The sequence below is a fragment of the Sphaerospermopsis torques-reginae ITEP-024 genome (assembly GCF_019598945.1).
Taxonomy (GTDB): Bacteria; Cyanobacteriota; Cyanobacteriia; order Cyanobacteriales; family Nostocaceae; genus Sphaerospermopsis.
Genome location: NZ_CP080598.1, coordinates 996,943 through 1,016,561 on the forward strand (window position 1 = coordinate 996,943; position 19,619 = coordinate 1,016,561).

Sequence of the window (19,619 nt, forward strand, 5' to 3'; positions counted from 1 at the left end):
CTACAACCAAATTTATTAATGGTATAAAATTAGATTCTTTAACGCACTTAGGGATACACTTTTACCGAATTTTTTTGGTGACTGTAGGTTTTTGATTGAACTCATAGCCGTTTCTAGCTACAGCCAGGCTGGAAACACAGTAGCGGTATGTAGAGATGTTCTGGTGGAACTTCTCTAAGGCCGAACGTCTGTATAGCAGTCAAACCTTCTTGGTACATAGGGAAAGTAAATAAAAAGTACATCAATTGTTGACTTCATTGACCTGCTTTATGCGGTAATCACTGACTTAGTTAACTGAGATGTTCTAGGAATATTTACGGTTATTTTCATAACTATGTACAATTCTATCCCTAGTAATTTTGCTGTTGATAAACTACATAGTTATATTTACATGACGGGGGAAGTAGTTTCCTGACGATTTAACAATTTCTTTAGTGATTATTTGGTAATTAGCAGATGTGAGTTACGAAATAATGCTTATAGTGGAGCATGGTGCAAGCCATTAATTTATTGGTGATATTCTGGCTTAGTATCTCTTAACATGAGTTCATCTAATGCCTGTTTGGGTGTAACTTGAGTTTCCAATAACCGATAAACCTGCTCAGTAATAGGCATAGTAATATTTTGCTGCTGGGATATTTGCATCAAAACTTGACAAGTGTTTACACCTTCAGCGGTTCCCGGTAAAGAGGCGAGAATTTCTGTCAGCGTTTTTCCACTGGCCAACTGATAGCCGACTTGATAATTACGGCTTAAGGGGCTGTTGCAGGTGGCTAACAAATCTCCTAGACCGGATAAACCATAAAAAGTTTCCGTTTTTGCGCCCAAAACCTTACCAATACGAATGATTTCTGTCAAGCCGCGAGTTACTAAAGCTGCTTTGGCATTAGTTCCCAAATGCAAACCATCACAGACACCAGATGCGATCGCCATCACGTTTTTGAGTGTACCACCTAGTTCCACACCTACCGGATCAGAGTTAGTATACACACGAAAACGTCCAGAAGAAAAGATTTGTTGCACGACTTGGGCAGCAGCGGTATTTTTGCTGGCTACTACGGTAGCAGCGGGTAAACCCTGGGAAATTTCTTGAGATAAATTTGGACCAGAAAGGACAACTACGGAATGATCAGGAAATTCGGTTTGCCAAATTTGGGAAGGTGTACGGGTTGTTTTCGCATCTAAACCTTTGGTAGCGGTGACAAATATTGTATGTGGAGATACTTGACAAGATTTAACCAATAAAGCTACATCCTGTACACCTTTCATGGAAATAGCGGATAGGACTATTTCGGCATTTTTAACAACATCTTCTAAGGAAAGATCACCCTGGCGTGACCATAAACGCACCTCATGACCATTTACCCGCGCTAAATTTGCCAGGGTTGTACCCCAAGCACCTGCACCTAAAATAGCGATCGTTTTAGTCATTGGTAATTGGTTGGTAATTGGTAATTGGTAATGGGTAATTGGTAATGGGTAATCGGTAATTCAATGAAAGGATTTTGGATTTTGGATTGTTTGTGTCAATTCCAATCTAAAATCTAAAATCTAAAATTTTCTTCCCCAGTCCCCTATCTGGGATAGTGTTTCATTAATTCCCTGACTTGTTCAGCATGATAGGAGCTTCTTGTCAAGGGTGAAGAAACAACTTGTAAAAATCCGATTTCTTCTCCATAAGCTTGCCAAGCTGCAAATTGTTCAGGAGTAATAAAATCAGTAACTTGCAGATGTTTTTGACTGGGTTGGAGGTATTGCCCAATGGTCAAAATATCACATTTTACTGATCGTAAATCTTGCATGACTTGGCGAACTTCGGCATCTGTTTCACCTAAGCCGACCATGATACCAGATTTGGTGTAGGTGCTAGGGCAAATTTGGTGAGTACGTTCTAACAGAACCATCGTTCTTTGATAGTCACCTTGGGGACGTACTCGACGATACAAACGTGGGACGGTTTCCGTATTATGGTTTGTGACTTCTGGTTTAGCCTGGAGTATGATTTCTAGTGCATCCCAGTTTCCGCATAAATCAGGAATTAGCACTTCAATGGTTGTTTTGGGGGATACTTCACGAACTGCGTTAATACACTTGACAAACTGGGATGCGCCACCATCTGCTAAATCATCTCTGTTCACGGAAGTAATCACGACGTGATTTAGCTGCATTCGGCGAACAGCTTCCGCGAGTCTTGCGGGTTCGGTGGGATCTAAGGATTTGGGTTTTTTCTCAAAGTCAATATCACAGTAAGGACAAGCTCTGGTACAGGCTGGACCCATAATTAAAAATGTAGCAGTTCCAGCGTTGAAACATTCGCCAATGTTGGGACAGGATGCTTCTTCACAAACTGTATTCAGGGCTAAATCCCGTAAAATTTCTTTAACGTTACCAACGCGCTCCCACTGCGGTGCTTTTACCCGCAACCAGTCTGGTTTTACAGTCACAATCCGCTTTGTTTACTGAAGTTATACAAATATAATCCTAGCAAGCAAAGTCCTTTATAAAATATTTTGTTTTTTTATTTGGCTATGGTTATGATATACTGGTCTTGATAAGCATATTTTTTTTACGGGATGTAGCGCAGCTTGGTAGCGCACTTCGTTCGGGACGAAGGGGCCGCTGGTTCGAATCCAGTCATCCCGATTTTTATGTCCACACCCTTTAATTATTTTGCGATCGCGCTAGGATGTAATACAGTTAACGGCATAGTTTCAGGCGATTGAGATTCTATGGAACATTTCCCCATCAAAGCTGTACAAGCTGCCTATTACGGCGAAAATTCCTACCGCACACCACCCCCAGACTTACCTTCTCTGCTGTTAAAGGAGAGAATAGTTTATCTGGGAATGCCATTAGTTCCTGCGGTTACAGAATTGATCATCGCTGAACTACTATTTTTACAATCCGACGACCCAGAAAAACCCATTAAAATCTATATCAACTCTACTGGAACATCTGGTTACAGTGGCGAACCTATCGGTTTTGAAACCGAAGCCTTCGCTATCTATGACACCATGAAATACATTAAACCTCCCATCCACACCATTTGTATTGGTTCGGCAATGGGTATGGCTGCCATGTTGTTGAGTGCTGGGACAAAAGGTTGTCGTGCGAGTTTACCTAACTCTAGTATTATCTTGCATCAGCCCAAGAGTTACGCCCAAGGGCAAGCTACAGATATTCAAATTCGAGCTAAAGAAGTTTTGGCGAATAAAGCTTCAATGGTGGATATTCTGTCACGCACCACAGGACAAGCACCAGAAAAAATCACCAAAGACATGGATCGTCTATTCTACATGACTCCTTACCAAGCCAAGGAATACGGTTTAATAGACCGCGTGTTTGAAAAAGAAGAACTCGCCAACCCCCCACTTCCTGCAAGTGTGCTTTAACTGGTCAGTTGTCAGGGGAAAGCACAAAGCTCACCAGTGTCAACCTAAGGTAAAACCGATATCCCGACTGGGAATGAATTCCCAGTCTAATAGCAGAAGTCATCTAAAGATGACTAAAAAACCTGAGAAATCCAAAGTTTACTTCAGTAAACTTTGGCTATTAGCCCGGAACTATGGCTTACGCCACGCTACGCTATCAGTTCTGGGCGGGTGTGGCAGCCAACAGATAAGCCATTTTTAATTTAACTTGACACATATCAGCTTTGTTTTTTCTTGCTACTGTAGGTTATTAATAACTAATCATCACTGACCACTGACAAATTACCAACGGAGTCGTAAAAATGCCTATAGGCGTGCCAAAAGTTCCTTACCGGATGCCCGGAGGACAATATACAGATTGGATTAGCATTTATGACCGTCTCTACCGGGAAAGAATTATTTTCCTCGGAAGAGATGTAGATGATGAAATTGCTAACCAAATTATTGCCGTTATGCTTTATTTGGATTCTGATGATCCAGGTAAAGATATTTATTTGTACATCAATTCCCCTGGTGGAATGGTGACATCTGGTTTGGCAATTTATGACACCATGCAACACATCAAATCTGATGTTGTCACTATTTGCGTTGGTTTAGCTGCTTCAATGGGATCTTTCTTATTAGCTGCTGGTACTAAAGGTAAACGTTTAGCTTTACCTCACTCCCGGATCATGATTCACCAACCTTCTGGCGGTACTCGCGGACAAGCTTCTGATATTGAAATTGAAGCTAGAGAGATTCTGCGAATTCGTAGCCAGTTGAATCAGATTTATGCTAATAACACTGGTCAAGCTTTGTCTAAAATTGAAAAAGACATGGATCGGGATTTCTTCATGTCTGCTCAAGAAGCCAAGGAATATGGTTTAATTGACCGTGTGATTGAAGAACGCATCTAAACAGCGCAAAATATATTCAAAATTCAAGGTTAAAAATTCAAAAGCATCTTAACTTTGAATTTTTGATTTTGAATTTTGAATCGGAGTAAAGCAACATGGATATCGGAGATTGCTACCGTTTATTGGGGTTAAGGTCAGGAGCTTCTTTTGCTGACATTAAAGCGTCCTACCGCCGACTGGTACAGCAATATCATCCCGATCTCAACCCAGATGATGAAAAGTGTAAAGAAAAATTTATTGCCTTGACGGAGGCTTATAAATTCCTACAAACGGTAGTACCGCCAGAGGAAATAGCCATAAAATCACATAGTTCATCCCCTTCATCAGTGTTTGAGGATAGTTCTACCCAGGTAGCATCCCAACCGTCAGTATCAACAACAACGGTGATGCCACATCCACCTACGGTAGAGGATATAGAACAGCGGTTAAAGTGGAAGACTTATGAACAGTTGCAGCGGTTTTTACAAGAAAAACGTTTTCCCCAAGCGATCGCTCTGGTTGAAGCTTTAGCCGCTAGATTACCAGGAGATATAGAAGTAAAACAATGGCAAGCTATATCTTATCAAATCTGGGGACGGGCGTTAATTGCCCAAAAACAACTACCAAAAGCCAGAATTTATCTGAAAAAAGCTATTAAGACAGACCCCCACAATAAAGCTCTGTTTAACGAAGTCCAGCGCGATTTTGAACGGTTAGGGATTAAGTTTTAATTTATAGCAGGAGTCAGGAGTCAGGAGTCAGGAGTCAGGAGTCAGGAGTCAGGAGTTTTGAATTATTTATCAGCATGAATATAATCTACAAAGTAGAATTTAGGAATCAGCCAAAGTTTCAACCAGGCGTAAATTCCCATGCCCAAAAGTGCTGTAATTATTAATGGTAAACCCACTTTTAGACAGAAAGCATCAGGAAGAATTGCCACCCCAGATACAACTATGACAAAATAAGCTAAAAGTCCTATTTGTAAACGTTCTAAATTTTTAACTGTGGTTCTACAACTGCTACAATGTTGAGTATGTTGTTGATAACGATCCAACATCACCAGACGATTATCATTGATTTTACTTTCTGTATCCTTAATTCCTACCTCTTCCCAAGGTAGTTTACCTTGACAATATTTATCAAACCAAGTCCTAAATTCAATTACTAACCTATCTGCACTGGTAGGTAGTTTATAGGCTTTTTTCCAACTTTCACTAGATTGTTTTTGTTGCAATAAATATTCTTGCTGATTTAACAAAATCATATCACCATCTAACACTACATTTCTATTAGTGATATGATCCCACCAACGGGGTGTTAAATAATGAAATGTTTTCGCAAAATTACGACTAAATTGACCGACAATTCTCGATTTTCCTGGAGATACAGGTACACAATAAACTATCAGTCCTAATTTCTTTTCTGTCTGACCTAGACTAATCGCATATTCTAAACGACAAGGTGGTTCAAAAGTGATTGTTGTTGGTAAACCTCTGGGAATAGAAACTTCAATTAAATCAATGGTTGATTTAATTATATTCATAGGTATGGGTTGTGCTTTGTCTCGATTACCTTGTACTCCATGATGAGCAAAAGGAACATGACTAGGATCAGCTACATTTTCTACTAATGTCTGCCAATCATACTCTAAATCACGGACTATAGAAGTCCAAACAAATCCTTTACTAGCGTCTATTTGTAGTGATAAAGGTAAAGGTGTCTTTGCTGCTAGTTCCGGGGTTTTTGCATCTGGCCACACCCAAAGTAAGTCATTTTCCTGACGTACTGGTAAAGAAAGGACACAGAAATTTTCTTGATTTTTAGCTACAATTTCGGGATTTTCCGCTTGGGGAATGTGAGTACAGATACCTTGATCATCAAATTGCCAACCATGATAACTACACATTAGATTACCTGTTTTGTCATCAATACGACCTTCGCTTAAAGGTGCTAAACGGTGAGGACATTGATCTAAAAATACCCGGTAATTTGCAGATGATCTGGGTTTCCAAATTACTAAGCGTATTCCTAACAATGTTACCGGGATGGGACGTTGTGGATCAAGGTCTTCAATTGGTGAAAGAGGATACCAGTGCTGAAAAAAGTTAAATTCGGCTTGCATTCTATTTCTTGTAATAATTCAATTAACCAGGGCGTGAAAAAAATTTGAGAACAATTATTGTATGTCTGAATCTGTAATTTCTGAATCTGTAATTTCTGTAACCGTTAAATTGTTCGCTGCTTATCAAGAAGCTTATGGACTTTCGGAATTGGTGCTGGAATTTCCTCATGGTACACCAGTCAAAGCTGTATGCGATCGCCTCATATCAGAACACCCAGAACTGAACCAATGGCGTGATGTTACCCGCTATGGCATTAATTTGATCTTTGTTGCACCCGACACCCCTCTCAAAGATAGTGATGAAGTCGTACTTATTCCCCCCGTTAGTGGAGGTTGAAGGGGTAGGGGAAGCAGGGGAAGCAGGGGAAGAAAGGGAGGTTAACCCAGTCACCAGTCACCAGTCACCAATCACAAATCCCGACTATTTTTGTCGGGTATGTTTGACGAGTATTTTGGGTCGTGTTAGTATCTTTTTCAAAGTTGACGGATATACGGGGAAAGCTAGTTTATGACTCAGGCCATCGCAAACTTAAACAAAGCCAACACTTCCATATTGAAAGCACTCAAGTGTAAAGAATGTGGTGCAGAATACGAACTCCAAGCTACTCATGTTTGTGAGTTGTGTTTCGGTCCATTGGAAGTTAAATATGACTATGATGTTTTGCGTCAGTCTGTCAGTCGAGAAACTATTGAAGCTGGTCCTAATTCCATTTGGCGTTATCGTGAGTTTTTACCCGTTGCTACCGACAACTATATAGATGTGGGAACAGGGATGACTCCCTTATTGCGTTCTCATCGTCTTGCCCGTCGCCTGGGTCTAAATAAACTTTATATTAAAAATGATGCCGTAAATATGCCCACCCTGAGCTTTAAGGATCGGGTGGTGTCTGTAGCACTGAGCAGAGCTAGAGAATTAGGTTTTACAACTGTTTCCTGTGCTAGTACCGGCAACTTGGCAAATTCAACCGCTGCGATCGCTGCCCATGCTGGTTTAGATTGCTGTGTATTCATTCCTTCTGACTTAGAAGCTGGTAAAGTCTTAGGTAGTTTAATTTACAGCCCCACCTTAATGGCAGTCAAAGGCAACTACGATCAAGTAAACCGCCTTTGCTCAGAAGTTGCTAATACACATGGTTGGGGATTTGTCAATATTAATCTTCGTCCTTATTATTCCGAAGGTTCTAAAACATTAGGTTTTGAAGTTGCAGAACAACTAGGCTGGGAACTACCAGATCATATAGTTGCACCTTTAGCTTCTGGTTCATTGTTCACCAAGATTTACAAAGGTTTTCAAGAATTTACTGAAGTTGGTTTAGTCGAAGGTAAAAAAGTTCGCTTTAGTGGCGCACAAGCAGAAGGTTGTTCTCCCATTGCTACAGCCTTCAAAGAAGGACGCGACTTTATCCAACCAGTAAAACCGAATACAATTGCTAAATCTATTGCCATTGGCAACCCAGCGGATGGGGTGTATGCTGTAGAAATCGCCCAAAAAACAGGCGGTAATATTGAATCAGTTAATGATGCAGAAATTATCGAAGGTATCAAACTGTTAGCAGAAACCGAAGGTATCTTCACCGAAACCGCAGGTGGTACAACCATCGCCGTGCTGAAAAAATTAGTAGAAGCTGGTAAAATTGATCCAGATGAAACTACAGTTGTGTACATCACTGGCAACGGTTTGAAAACCCAAGAAGCGGTACAAGGTTATGTTGGTGAACCTTTGACTATTGATGCTAAACTTGATAGTTTTGAACGGGCGTTAGAAAGATCCCGTACACTTGATCGCCTAGAATGGCAACAAGTTCTGGTTTAGTCGATGTGATTGGTAAATTAGAATTAACCACTGATCTTTAGGGGTTTAGCAAATGCTGAACTCCTTGTAACTCTCAATTGAAAACTAAAAAATAAACTTTGAAACTATGGCCGTAACAGTTTTAGTTCCCACTGCTCTGCAAAAACATACAAATAACCAAGCTACTCTTGCCTGTAGCGGTAGCACTATTGCTGAATTAATTGACTCTTTAGAAAAAGCTTGTCCTGGTATTAAATCAGTAATATGTGATGAAGCAGGCAAACCCCGCAGATTTTTGAATTTTTATGTCAACAGCGAAGATATCCGCTTTTTAGATAATACAGCAACACCTCTCAAAGATGGTGATGAAGTGAGTATAGTTCCTGCTGTTGCAGGTGGTTAAGCTACTGACTGATAATTTTCCGCCACAAAATAACTGATTATCTTCCTTTGTGTACTTTGCGAACTTTGCGGTTAATAAATCCCAAAAAATCTCAACAACACGAAGAAAATAAAGGTGCGTCAGATATGAAATTCTGACACACCCTACAAGTACAAAAAAAGGTTAATTAATCAAAAAAACCAAGATTAATTTTGCAGCAAAATACTAAGCTGTCAATAGTGCCTTTAAATCCTCACTTTTTAATCTTGGTCCGTAGGTTGTGACTACTTGAGAAGCTGCGGTAGATGCTAATTTTCCTCCTGCTTCATAACTCATTCCGTGGGTGATACCATAAAGAAAAGCTCCTGCATACATATCACCTGCACCCACTGTATCCACAGCATGAACTTGAGGTGCGGAGATTTCAATTAATTTTTCCCCATCAAATACTACTGAACCTTTAGAACCGCGAGTAATAGCAAATTTCTGGCTGAGAATTTTCAGTTTATCTACAGCTACCTGAAAATCTTCTGTTTCTGCTAAACCTAACGCTTCACTTTCGTTAGCAAAAATGAAATCTAAACCAGGTCCGATGATATCTAATAAACCATCTTTGAAAAATTTTACCATGTTGTAATCAGATAGGGACATGGTGGTTTTAACTCCGGCATTTTTAGCGATATCTCTAGCTTGAATAGCTGCTGCTTTACCTGTGGGAGATGTGACTAAATAACCTTCGATATATAAATATTCTGAATCTGCGATCGCCTCTGGAACTAATTCTTGACTCGAAAATTCTCCTGTAATTCCCAAAAATGTATTCATGGTACGATCAGCATCAGGAGTAACTAATACTAAACATTTACCTGTAATTCCTGATTGCAAATCAGCATTTTTTAAGTTAGTATCTACCTGACAATTCAGTAAATCTTGAATGTAAAACTCTCCAAATTCATCATTAGCAACTTTACAGGAATAAAAAGTTTTTCCTCCTAGTTGACTAATAGCCACTATTGTGTTTGCTGCTGAACCTCCACAACTTTTATGACAATGAAGATGTTTGAGATTTTCTAACATAAGATTTTGACTATCTTCATCTAGTAGTGTCATTACACCTTTATCAATGTTGAGCTTTTCTAGCAACTCTGGAGATACTTCATATTCTATATCTACCAAGGCATTACCCACACCATAAACATCATATTTCCTACCCATTTTTAGCTCCTCACAAATTATTGTTTGTTATCTTATATCATATCTGGTTGAACACTTATTATATCTGTTGAGGCTGGTAATTGGTAATTGGTAATTGGTAATTTGGAAAAGGCAATACGATAATGAAACAGCTATATCGTAAGTGATTGGGCAGACATGATATTACTCAAAGAAATTTTCAAACCTCCTCCTGACTTCTGACTCCTGCTATATATTCATTTGCGTTGAGTTAGTTGTTGTTGCCATTCTTGATGATTTTCGATATTATTTAAAACTATTTTCTGATAGGTTTCATTAATTAAATCCATGTTTAAAACCTGACCAAAATTATTTTTTCTTGTCACATACCAAAATTCCTTACCTCTGTCTGTATAATAAGTTCCGGCTTTAATTAATCCCGGTACAAAAGTACCAGGGGCGCGTAAATCTTTCAGTGTTTTTGGTGGTATGTTTGTCGTGACAGAGATAATATGATTTAGGGGTATTTGCCAAAGTTTATGAAAGCGAACCGCTATAAGTTTTTCTGTGAAAGTAAATTCTATTTGCAAAGAGTTGTTTAAAATACTTAATTGCATAATTTATCCTTTGGATTCCCAATCACTTCTTCCCCAATCACCAACCCCAAGAACATGATATGTAAAAATAGGAATGACTGACTATAGCACAGTTAGATAAAGGATTGACCTGAGCAATGGCAGAAGAAACCAATAAAAATCAAGCAGAAACCGAAAAACCCGCTGCTGCTAAACCTGCGGCCAAAAAAGAAAAACCTCCTGCGGTAGAAGATAAACCGTTTGAAGAGTTTATGCAGCAACATTATTTACCAGCTTTGCAAAAGGCGATCGCAAATGAAGGAGTACCTGATGCACAGCTAAGTTTTGCCAAGCAGAAGTATCCTATTATTGGCTTTGACTCAGCGGAAGAATGCTGGCAAATTATTGGTTCTTGGCAAAACGGACAAAAACAGTTTAACGTCTATTTCCCCGATGCAGACATTCAAGGTAAAAAGGGTTTTTCCTGTAACGAAGGTAAAAAACCCAGTACCTTGGAATCTTTCTTAATAGATGAACGCAAAATTACCCTTGATTTATTGGTATCTCGCCTAGTTTACCGTTTAAACGGTCAAAAATGGCTAGGTAGAAATTAATTATCAATTGAGAATTGACAATTGATAATTGGTGTTGTATCAGTGCCTTTTGGTGCTACAATTCATGAAAGTGGTAGGTAACGGCTCCAGTGATGGGGTCGTTGTCTATTCGCACATAACCTGATTTCAGCATTTCTTTGAGGACTTTTTCCACTTCCTCAAAACTAGCACCAGTAGCTTTGACACCTTGAGTCACAGTTAAACTACCACCTTTGCTTTCTGCGGCTTCTAGCAATTGTACCATCAATTGGTTGCCAGTAGGACGGTAAACTTGAGAGTTAACAATAGGTTGATTTACTGGTAAACCCAGCGGTGACAAACCTGCTTTTAGTCGCAAATTTTGCTCATATTCATCTACCATGCCGGGAATCAGCAGTAAATCCACTAACTGACCTATATATAATAAACCACCAGTACACAACCATAATAAACCAGTGCCAATTTTGCCATTGTACAAGCGGTGCAAGCCGCCAATACCCAAAAAACCAGCCGCACACAGAATGTAAGAGGCAACAAGTCGGTCTTTATGAGGATTATTTTGTGTATTCATATTATGTGTAACCTTCCTATTATCTACTGATTTATTTATTTAAGCTAATTAATAATCATAATAACTTAACAAGTAAAGTCCAGGCTGGCATCAGTGATCCCAACTAACTACCAATTTTCAACTTCTGATTCCGCAATAGCTAAAGATTTGTTGCAACTCTTAATGATTTATTTCCCTTTTCATGCCTAGACCTTGGTACACTGGATTTCATACAAATGTCATTATTGTCCTTAGTTCAAAATTAAGAAAGACACTCACTGCAAGCAAACATGGTAGATTCCCTAAAAAAACCAGGCTTTGAAGAAATGCGTCCTGGGGTGAAAGTACCCTCTAAAGAAACCCTTTTAACACCCCGGTTTTACACAACCGATTTTGATGAAATGGCGCGGATGGATATCTCCGTCAACGAAGACGAGTTAAAAGCCATCCTTGAAGAATTTCGCGTTGACTATAACCGCCATCACTTTGTCCGGGATGCCGAATTTGAACAATCCTGGGACCATATTGATGGGGAAACTCGCCAGTTGTTCATTGAATTTCTGGAACGTTCCTGTACTGCGGAGTTTTCCGGCTTTTTACTTTACAAAGAACTCGGCCGCCGCTTGAAAGATAAAAGCCCTGTATTGGCTGAATGCTTTAACTTGATGTCACGGGATGAAGCCCGTCACGCTGGGTTTTTAAACAAGGCAATGTCAGACTTTAATCTATCCTTAGATTTAGGGTTTTTGACCAAGAGCCGCAATTATACTTTCTTTAAGCCCAAATTCATCTTCTACGCTACCTACCTTTCTGAAAAGATTGGTTATTGGCGCTATATCACCATTTATCGTCATTTAGAGCAACATCCTGAAGATAGAATTTACCCAATTTTTCGCTTCTTTGAAAATTGGTGTCAGGATGAAAACCGTCATGGTGACTTCTTTGATGCCATCATGAGAGCGCAACCCCAAATGCTCAATGACTGGAAGGCTAAACTTTGGAGTCGCTTCTTCCTGTTGTCAGTATTTGCTACCATGTATCTTAATGATATTCAGCGTAAAGATTTTTATGCTGCTATCGGTTTAGATGCACGGGAATATGACATTTATGTGATTAAGAAGACTAATGAAACTGCTGGCCGTGTCTTCCCCGTCATGTTAGATGTGGATAATCCCAAGTTTTACGAGCGTTTGGATGTTTGTGTCAAGAATAACGAAAAATTGAGCGCAATTTCCAACTCTAATACTCCTAAATTCCTGCAATTCTTCCAAAAACTGCCTATTTACATTTCTCATGGTTGGCAGTTATTGAACTTGTACCTGATGAAACCCATTGATGCGGTTTCTGCTCATGGTCAAGTTAGATAATTGTACTTAATTTTCTGGATGTTCTCTCGTTCCCATACTCTGTATGGGAATTTCTCGTTTTCTCGTTCCCATACTCTGTATGGGAATGAATTATAGAAGGCTCTGCCTTCAACAATACCAGAGGCAGAGCCTCTTTAATAGCATTCCCAGTCTGAGACTGGGAACGAGATTAAATTTCATCAAAATAATAGTGGTTTTGTACACAACAAAGCCACTTTTTTTTATGATTATTGGAATATGATTAAGTATATTTAGGGAGCAAATCTAGAAAATAAGCGTCAGCAATTGTATCTTAATTGAAGGTTTAGGTATAATCATCATGCTCAACAATTTTAGTCAAAGACTGCCAATATTACTATCTTTTTGCTTATTAAATAGTTATAACTTTTCACCTGCGATCGCTGTAGATATTTGTGCAGAAAACCTAGCTAAAGGAGAATATAAAATTACTAATAAAATTAGCGGTAAAATTAGCGATCGCGATCATGACTCAGATCGAGAACGATATCGCAAATATTATGATCAAGATGGATACAGCGGAAGTAATGGCCGTGGGGGTAGAGATGGAAGGAGTGGACAAAACCAAACAATAACCATTTCACCTGAAAGTACACCCATAAATCTTGACCTCTCAGGCACAAACGGCGAAGATGGGGAAGATGGAGAAAATGCTTCTCGTCCCAGATGTGGTAGAGACTACAGAGAAAACGTTAACAGAAATATTCACGCCCCTGATGGTGGTAATGGTGGTACTGGTGGTAAAGGTGGAAATGGGGGAAATGGTGGTTCTCTCACAGTTTATTACAGCAACTTGGCAGATTTAAAGAAAATTTTTGTCCGTTCTACTGGAGGAGAAAGTGGACGTGGTGGCCGTGGTGGTCAAGGTACAAACGGTTGTAACTGTCGTCGTCGCAGTTGGGAAGTAAAAACTTGCAAAGGAACTCCCGGTAGTCCTGACCATAAATGTACTAATACAGTTTATCGTTGTTATGACGGTAGCGATGGGAGTGATGGGAATGATGGCCGGGATGGTAAACGTGGAAGTTTAGGAACTTTAACCATCATTAATAGCAAAGAACCATTAAGAGATGATACACCAACTCGTAAAGTAGCAATTTCTGAATTAGCAACTCAACAATTTAACCTTTCCAAAAATAAATGGTTACAGCGTCAAGGTGCAGTTTCTTTATTAGCTACTGGTTCTGTTATTGCTGATGAATATCGAGAATTTGATCGGCGTTTAGAAGGAACTTTTAAATTAATTTGGCAAGAAAAAAAGCCCATAGCGAACTTTGCTGATCAAAATGTCACCCTGACTTTAAATGATAATCAACAAATAGAAATTGACTTTCTAGAAAATATGTGGGTTGACGGTAATGCCAAAATTCAGGGTCAATTAACTGAGTACACTGTTAACTATGCCATTCCTGAAAAAGAAGTTACAAATTTAGCAGTTTCCGAGTTTTCTGGTTCAGGTAAAAATCTAAATTTGAAAATAGTAGATTTAGCAGGAAGGTCTGATTTAATTAACACTCAATTTAAAATAAAATATCGGGCAAAAGATAGTTTTTCTGGTGCTTTTGATTTCCAAACTTTTTATGAAGGGGAAATTCCTGCTAATTTAGTGACTCGTGAATACAATCGTTTTATTCTCGATTTAGGGAAATTGAGAATACCTAATGATGCTCTGAGTTCAGGTACAGATGTAGATATTGAATTAACTGTAATACGTTCTTTAGGTGGACGTTCTGCACAACAAACTTTAAGATGGCAAAGTACAATTCGCTGAATTAATTAAATGTCTTAAAATCCCAATTTTGAAAAAATAAACCTGTCCACCTCAAAAACTATCGCTCAACTCTCTTACCTTTGTGTCCTTTGCGTCCTTTGCGGTTCAATCATATTAAGCGAGGGGTAATTTTTTATTGTTAGATAAAAATAAACTTACACATTTGGGATGCTCCCCAGGGAACAGGGAGGAAAATTTTAGATTTTAGATTTTAGATTTTAGATTGGAGATAATAAAAACAATCCAAAATCCAAAATCCAAAATCCAAAATTAATAACTCCTGACTCCTGACTCCTGACAATTATTTACCCATATTTCGCTTCATTTGTTCTAACTCGTCTTGAGTTTCCCAACGACGAAACTGTTCTTCTAAGTCGTCAAACTTGCTATAATAACTACTAGCTGGAGTTTGCCAAGCATTGCTTTCTAAACGCTGCTGGTTTTGATCTTTTGCTCTTGCTTTTTGTGCTTCTGCTGCTTTGGCTTGCACTTCTTGACGACGCTGTTGAATTTTGCGTAGTAATTCTTGAGATTGGGTAATGCGTTCTTTTAAACCTTGCATTTGTCCCCATTTTTGATTTCCTTCCCGCAAAAGTGCATCTTCTCTTGCTTGCGCTGGTATGGCTAAATCTTCTCTACCTGCGGCCTTGGCTTTTTGTACGCGGATATGCCAACGTTGTATTTCTTGTGCTGTTTCTAGTATTTCATCTTGCGATCGCTTTTCCTGTAGTTGTAAATCTGCAATCAATTTTAGTGTATCCTCTTCTTGCTCTCGTAGCTGTTCTGACAGCATTTCTAACTCCAAATGGGGGTTATTTCGCAAAAATTCTTCTAACCGAGCTTCTAAAAACCGACTTAAATCATCAAATAAACCCACTGTGATAACTCCAAATTAAAGTGGTGTGATTATCTTATTGTAATAATTATTATCTACAGTGGCATTTACAAAAGCTTTCAGCTTTCAGCTATCAGTAATCAGCTATTCTCTAGAGAGAGATTAATTTAATAACAAATATCCTCTCGGTTTGTCAAATTACACCATTGTTAATAAGAGCAATTTACAACCTATTATTGATGGTTTCAGGGTCTTGCTGACTGCTGATTGCTGACGGCTGAATGCTGAAGATTAGTTTTACACTTTTATCCTATTTTAATGACAGTTTTCGCTAGTACAGTATCACAGGATTCCTTTTAAACTTAATAAAGATTATAGAATTAGGAGTATAGCAGTTACCATAAAATGTAGGATATGCGCTATCAAGTCAAGTTGAACAAAATAGATCAAGTTTATGCTATTTGGTGTCCTGCATTACCCGGATGCTGGACTGTAGGTGATACAGAACAAGAAGCACTGGAAAAAATCAAAGATGTCATTAAAGACTACTTACAAGGATTTGATGAAGTTGCTAAAAATGCCGAATTTTATTATATAGATGTGCAGTAATAATTTTAATTGTATTTTCTATTTTAATATCATTTTACTTTGAAGCTGCACATAATTAAGACAACTCCAAACTATTGCTATATCTGAATTTTAAGATTTTCAATTCTGTGCAAGCTCAATGAAAATTGATATAAATCACATTCAATTACCTAGATTGGTGTCACCCAATAGGTAATACCTCTCACAGTTATCTCCTGTAAACCAAACTTCCGCAAACTCTCTTCATCCCAACCTAAATATGTCCAGTGCGGAACATCATTTTCTACTGTCTGAAACCAACCATTTTGCTTTAATGCTTCTCTTTGGGCAGAATTTGATACACTTAAATCCAGTGCTAAACCCCACAAATGTTGTGAAGTTCCTGGTGGTGCAACTACACCAAGAATTGTAGTTTCTCTTCCTTGTTTTACTCTTTCTAAAGTTTGATTGTTAGTGTATTTTCGCCAAAATCGTAAATTAGTAGCATAACTGCGTGTACAATCACCAGAATATCCTGATTTTAAAGGTATATCTATAATATTTCTGGCTTGATTAAAAGCATCTGCGGCTACTTTTTGTAAGTAACATTCTTGTGTACCTTCCACTAGGGTTAATTGTAAATTATCCTGAAAATTTAGGGTTTCTTCTTCGTTGTTTAAAATGACTTTTGATGGTAATTTAATTTCTGGATTTTGATTAATAAATACCGTACCATAGGCACGAAGTAATATATATTCATAGGTATTAGGTTGAGGAGTATTTGGTATTTGATGTGTAATTGTATCTAAAAAACGTTGTTGATCATCTAATTCTGGATCGGGAATAAATGGTGTATTTGTAGATGCTGTTTTATTGATGTTATTTCTCATTACAGTATGTTGAATTTGCTGATAGTAGTTAATATTACTGCTGCCAACTAGGGTAAAAAATAGGAAGATAATGATAGAAATAAATGTTAGTTTTCTGAAGCGGCGTTTGAGTTTAGATTGACGTTTCATTGAAAATCCAATTATGGGAATAACTGCGATTTAATCATATAACAAAATTATAGAAATGTTTGAAATGTGGGAAGATGTGTATTTTTTGATTCTATATTATTTAATAGAACACATATTAAAGATATAGCATTTACCAAGCTAGTGAGGTACAGAGTTGTTTAGTCTTAGGGAACAGGGAAAAGGGAACAGGGAACAGTAAATAAGTTAGGGTGTACCTCATGAGACTGGGAAACGCTATATATACCAAATTTTACTTAAAAAATGTCAAATATAATATATAATAAGGTGTGAAAAACCCTACTCATAAATCATTTGTGCCGTATAAATGAAAACACAAGAATTGACAGCCATAGAATTATTTGCTGGTATTGGTGGGTTTCGACTGGGTTTAGAATATGCCAATATAGAAACTATATGGGCAAATGATATAAATGAATTAAGTTGTAAAGTTTACAAAAGCAACTTTGGTAAAGACTCAATTGTTTTAGGTGATATTAAAGATATTTCTTTATCAGATATACCTAACCATAATCTTTTAACTGCTGGTTTCCCTTGTCAACCATTTAGCCCTGCTGGTAAAAAACTTGGTATTAGAGATAGTGTTAGAGGTACTTTATTTGAACGCATTGTAGAAATTATAGATGCCAAAAAACCACAATATTTCTTTTTAGAAAATGTCAAAAGACTGGTAACAATGGAAAATGGCTCTCATTTCCGAGTTATATTAAATGCGCTATCAGAGTTAGATTATTTGATTGAATGGAGAATTATTAGTCCTATCAGTTTTGGTATTCCCCAAAATCGAGAAAGAATTTTTATTTTTGGAACTAAGCTAGATTTACCAGATATAAATTCTCATGTCTTAGCAAATAAATCTGTTTTGTTAAACCAAGAAGATTTAATTTATTTAGATGATATAGAATCATTAATAGAAAAATATATGTTACCTATAACTGCAAACAAAGGCAAGAATGGTAATTGGGGTATTGCCTATAAAAATAAGATGTTTACTAGAAATCTATCTATGTTAACAGATATAAAACCCAGAAAAAAACTGAAAGATATTCTGCAAGATGAAGCAATAGTGAATCATAGTTTTGACTTTACACAGGATACCTTAGAACGAATTTAAAAAAGTAAGTTTGTTAATCGTTATTGTCAGGGTGTAGAAATATTATATAATCAGGAAGGTGGTTCAAGATTAGGTTATACAATATTTGGAATTAATGGCATTGCATCAACATTAACCGCTTCCACATCAAGACACTATGAACGTTATAAAGTAGGTGATAAATTTCGGCGTTTAACTAATATTGAATATGCTAGATTGATGGGTTTTCCTGATGATTGGTGTAGAGAGGCAAGAATTTATGATCAGTATGCTTTATTTGGTAATGCGATTGTTCCTGTTTGTGTAGAATGGGTATGTAAGAGAATTGGTAGAAAAAATATTGAATTTGCTCAATCCACTTCTCAACAATTAAGTTTAGCTATTTAATTGATCATTAGCAAGTATGGAATTATTAACACTTGATTCTTTAAAAACGGCAGCAAGTAACTTTTGTTTAGGACTAAGTACAACAGCAATTAAAAATCTGTATGGAGTTACAGATGGTAAAGCTGTGGGAACTTATGTAGAGTCTACCTTTAATCAATACTTATCTAACAGATATAATTACACTCTTGGTAGTGCCGCATTAGGAATTGATTTTCCTAGTTTAGAAGTTGATTTAAAAGTAATATCAATTCGGCAACCACAGTCTTCATGTCCATTTAGAAATGCCAGTCAGAAAGTTTATGGACTGGGTTATCATTTGTTAATATTTGCTTATGAAAAATTTGATGATCATACTTCTTGCACTGCTAATTTAAACTTTCAAAATGTTGTTTTTGTAGATAAAAAGCGTACTGGGGATTATCAGACAACTTATGGCTTACAAGAAATTTTACGCCGTAATGGTAATAAAGATGATGTGATAGCTTTTTTAGAAGAGCGGAATTTTCCATTAGATGAAATTGGTAGAGAAGCACTAGCAGAAAGAATTTTGCGTGAACGTCCAGAAATGGGTTATCTGACTATTTCTAATGCTTTACAATGGCGACTGCAATATAGTAGAGTGATTCAAGTTTCTACAACCAGAACAACAACAGGGATAGAAAATCTATTACCATAAATGGCAATAAAACTAAGGACACGAAGGTAAGAAAAAAGAAGAGGATTTTTTTTAAATACTGATTCTGCATTTTTGCAAAATTGTGATGCTCCCGTGCTATTATAGATATAAAGTATGATAAGGTATACCGAACTGCATGGGAAGTTATGGCAAGGTTGAAATACCCTGCGCCTGTCAAATAACATTAACAAGAAAATTTATAGATGGGTTTTTAATAAAAACCTATCTAAAATAAAGCCCACAACTACCGAATACAGTTGTGGGTTTACAATTTTTAAATTTTTTAATAACGAATCGCAGAGGACGCAGAGAACACAGAGAAAAAAACATGAAAAATCTTGGAGTAGAAAGGAAGTAGGCAAACATCCTGTAAAT

Annotated in this window: 21 protein-coding genes and 1 tRNA gene; 14 read left to right on the forward strand and 8 right to left on the reverse strand. The window is 37.6% G+C overall.

What is annotated here, in order from left to right; genetic code table 11:
- Nucleotides 1–507 precede the first annotated feature (507 nt).
- Both K2F26_RS04650 and lipA read right to left on the reverse strand, forming a co-directional pair.
- Nucleotides 508–1,431 carry an NAD(P)H-dependent glycerol-3-phosphate dehydrogenase gene (locus K2F26_RS04650; protein ID WP_220610536.1) on the reverse strand — a complete coding sequence of 308 codons (924 nt, stop codon included), beginning with the start codon at nucleotides 1,429–1,431 and terminating at the stop codon, nucleotides 508–510.
- Between the two features lie 143 nt (nucleotides 1,432–1,574).
- Nucleotides 1,575–2,444 carry a lipoyl synthase gene (lipA, locus tag K2F26_RS04655; RefSeq protein ID WP_220610537.1) on the reverse strand — a complete coding sequence of 290 codons (870 nt, stop codon included), beginning with the start codon at nucleotides 2,442–2,444 and terminating at the stop codon, nucleotides 1,575–1,577.
- Between the two features lie 125 nt (nucleotides 2,445–2,569).
- Here lipA and K2F26_RS04660 point away from each other — a divergent pair.
- From K2F26_RS04660 to K2F26_RS04675, 4 genes are all read left to right on the forward strand, one after another.
- Nucleotides 2,570–2,643, forward strand: a tRNA-Pro gene (locus K2F26_RS04660).
- An 86-nt stretch (nucleotides 2,644–2,729) separates the two neighbouring features.
- Nucleotides 2,730–3,392, forward strand: coding sequence for an ATP-dependent Clp protease proteolytic subunit (locus K2F26_RS04665; RefSeq protein WP_187041865.1), 663 nt, complete (start codon nucleotides 2,730–2,732; stop codon nucleotides 3,390–3,392).
- A gap of 341 nt (nucleotides 3,393–3,733) precedes the next feature.
- Complete coding sequence (locus tag K2F26_RS04670) at nucleotides 3,734–4,327, forward strand: ATP-dependent Clp protease proteolytic subunit (protein ID WP_096571907.1); 594 nt, start codon at nucleotides 3,734–3,736, stop codon at nucleotides 4,325–4,327.
- 95 nt (nucleotides 4,328–4,422) lie between these two features.
- A complete protein-coding gene (locus K2F26_RS04675; RefSeq protein ID WP_220610538.1) occupies nucleotides 4,423–5,037 on the forward strand; it encodes a J domain-containing protein in 615 nt (204 codons plus the stop codon).
- A gap of 62 nt (nucleotides 5,038–5,099) precedes the next feature.
- On the opposite strand, the gene K2F26_RS04680 is transcribed toward K2F26_RS04675, so the two are convergent.
- On the reverse strand, nucleotides 5,100–6,428 hold the full coding sequence (locus K2F26_RS04680; RefSeq protein ID WP_220610539.1) for an aromatic ring-hydroxylating dioxygenase subunit alpha: 1,329 nt from the start codon (nucleotides 6,426–6,428) through the stop codon (nucleotides 5,100–5,102).
- Nucleotides 6,429–6,504: 76 nt separating this feature from the next.
- Here K2F26_RS04680 and K2F26_RS04685 point away from each other — a divergent pair, with 76 nt between their 5' ends.
- The 3 genes from K2F26_RS04685 (at nucleotide 6,505) to K2F26_RS04695 (ending at nucleotide 8,623) form a co-directional block, all read left to right on the forward strand.
- On the forward strand, nucleotides 6,505–6,765 hold the full coding sequence (locus tag K2F26_RS04685) for a MoaD/ThiS family protein (RefSeq protein ID WP_194056599.1): 261 nt from the start codon (nucleotides 6,505–6,507) through the stop codon (nucleotides 6,763–6,765).
- 171 nt (nucleotides 6,766–6,936) lie between these two features.
- Nucleotides 6,937–8,241, forward strand: a complete 1,305-nt coding sequence (gene thrC / locus K2F26_RS04690) for a threonine synthase (RefSeq protein WP_220610540.1) — start codon at nucleotides 6,937–6,939, stop codon at nucleotides 8,239–8,241.
- A 106-nt stretch (nucleotides 8,242–8,347) separates the two neighbouring features.
- Nucleotides 8,348–8,623, forward strand: a complete 276-nt coding sequence (locus tag K2F26_RS04695; RefSeq protein WP_220610541.1) for a MoaD/ThiS family protein — start codon at nucleotides 8,348–8,350, stop codon at nucleotides 8,621–8,623.
- 204 nt (nucleotides 8,624–8,827) lie between these two features.
- Here the strand turns inward: K2F26_RS04695 and K2F26_RS04700 are convergent, their stop codons facing one another.
- Nucleotides 8,828–9,817 carry an adenosine kinase gene (locus K2F26_RS04700; RefSeq protein WP_220610542.1) on the reverse strand — a complete coding sequence of 330 codons (990 nt, stop codon included), beginning with the start codon at nucleotides 9,815–9,817 and terminating at the stop codon, nucleotides 8,828–8,830.
- A gap of 215 nt (nucleotides 9,818–10,032) precedes the next feature.
- On the reverse strand, nucleotides 10,033–10,392 hold the full coding sequence (locus tag K2F26_RS04705; RefSeq protein WP_220610543.1) for a hypothetical protein: 360 nt from the start codon (nucleotides 10,390–10,392) through the stop codon (nucleotides 10,033–10,035).
- Nucleotides 10,393–10,508: 116 nt separating this feature from the next.
- Between K2F26_RS04705 and K2F26_RS04710 the strand changes: the two genes are divergently transcribed.
- Entirely contained in the window at nucleotides 10,509–10,964 is a 456-nt protein-coding gene (locus K2F26_RS04710) for a DUF2996 domain-containing protein (protein WP_194056557.1), read from the forward strand.
- Between the two features lie 55 nt (nucleotides 10,965–11,019).
- Here the strand turns inward: K2F26_RS04710 and K2F26_RS04715 are convergent, their stop codons facing one another.
- Complete coding sequence (locus K2F26_RS04715; protein WP_220610544.1) at nucleotides 11,020–11,514, reverse strand: TM2 domain-containing protein; 495 nt, start codon at nucleotides 11,512–11,514, stop codon at nucleotides 11,020–11,022.
- A gap of 269 nt (nucleotides 11,515–11,783) precedes the next feature.
- On the opposite strand from K2F26_RS04715, the gene acsF reads away from it, so the two are divergent.
- Both acsF and K2F26_RS04725 read left to right on the forward strand, forming a co-directional pair.
- Nucleotides 11,784–12,860 carry a magnesium-protoporphyrin IX monomethyl ester (oxidative) cyclase gene (acsF, locus tag K2F26_RS04720; RefSeq protein ID WP_220610545.1) on the forward strand — a complete coding sequence of 359 codons (1,077 nt, stop codon included), beginning with the start codon at nucleotides 11,784–11,786 and terminating at the stop codon, nucleotides 12,858–12,860.
- Nucleotides 12,861–13,179: 319 nt separating this feature from the next.
- A complete protein-coding gene (locus K2F26_RS04725; RefSeq protein ID WP_220610546.1) occupies nucleotides 13,180–14,649 on the forward strand; it encodes a collagen-like protein in 1,470 nt (489 codons plus the stop codon).
- A 301-nt stretch (nucleotides 14,650–14,950) separates the two neighbouring features.
- Here K2F26_RS04725 and K2F26_RS04730 read toward each other — a convergent pair whose 3' ends face one another.
- Nucleotides 14,951–15,526, reverse strand: a complete 576-nt coding sequence (locus tag K2F26_RS04730) for a TIGR04376 family protein (RefSeq protein ID WP_220610547.1) — start codon at nucleotides 15,524–15,526, stop codon at nucleotides 14,951–14,953.
- A 372-nt stretch (nucleotides 15,527–15,898) separates the two neighbouring features.
- On the opposite strand from K2F26_RS04730, the gene K2F26_RS04735 reads away from it, so the two are divergent.
- Nucleotides 15,899–16,093 carry a type II toxin-antitoxin system HicB family antitoxin gene (locus K2F26_RS04735; RefSeq protein ID WP_220610548.1) on the forward strand — a complete coding sequence of 65 codons (195 nt, stop codon included), beginning with the start codon at nucleotides 15,899–15,901 and terminating at the stop codon, nucleotides 16,091–16,093.
- A gap of 149 nt (nucleotides 16,094–16,242) precedes the next feature.
- Here the strand turns inward: K2F26_RS04735 and K2F26_RS04740 are convergent, their stop codons facing one another.
- Nucleotides 16,243–17,070 (reverse strand): D-alanyl-D-alanine carboxypeptidase family protein, encoded by an 828-nt coding sequence (locus K2F26_RS04740; RefSeq protein WP_220610549.1) that lies wholly within the window; start codon nucleotides 17,068–17,070, stop codon nucleotides 16,243–16,245.
- A 325-nt stretch (nucleotides 17,071–17,395) separates the two neighbouring features.
- On the opposite strand from K2F26_RS04740, the gene K2F26_RS04745 reads away from it, so the two are divergent.
- From K2F26_RS04745 to K2F26_RS04755, 3 genes are all read left to right on the forward strand, one after another.
- Nucleotides 17,396–18,202 (forward strand): DNA cytosine methyltransferase, encoded by an 807-nt coding sequence (locus tag K2F26_RS04745; protein ID WP_220610550.1) that lies wholly within the window; start codon nucleotides 17,396–17,398, stop codon nucleotides 18,200–18,202.
- 99 nt (nucleotides 18,203–18,301) lie between these two features.
- Nucleotides 18,302–18,568 (forward strand): DNA cytosine methyltransferase, encoded by a 267-nt coding sequence (locus K2F26_RS04750; RefSeq protein ID WP_246605591.1) that lies wholly within the window; start codon nucleotides 18,302–18,304, stop codon nucleotides 18,566–18,568.
- Between the two features lie 16 nt (nucleotides 18,569–18,584).
- Entirely contained in the window at nucleotides 18,585–19,244 is a 660-nt protein-coding gene (locus tag K2F26_RS04755) for a type II restriction-modification system restriction endonuclease (protein WP_220610551.1), read from the forward strand.
- Nucleotides 19,245–19,619 lie beyond the last annotated feature (375 nt).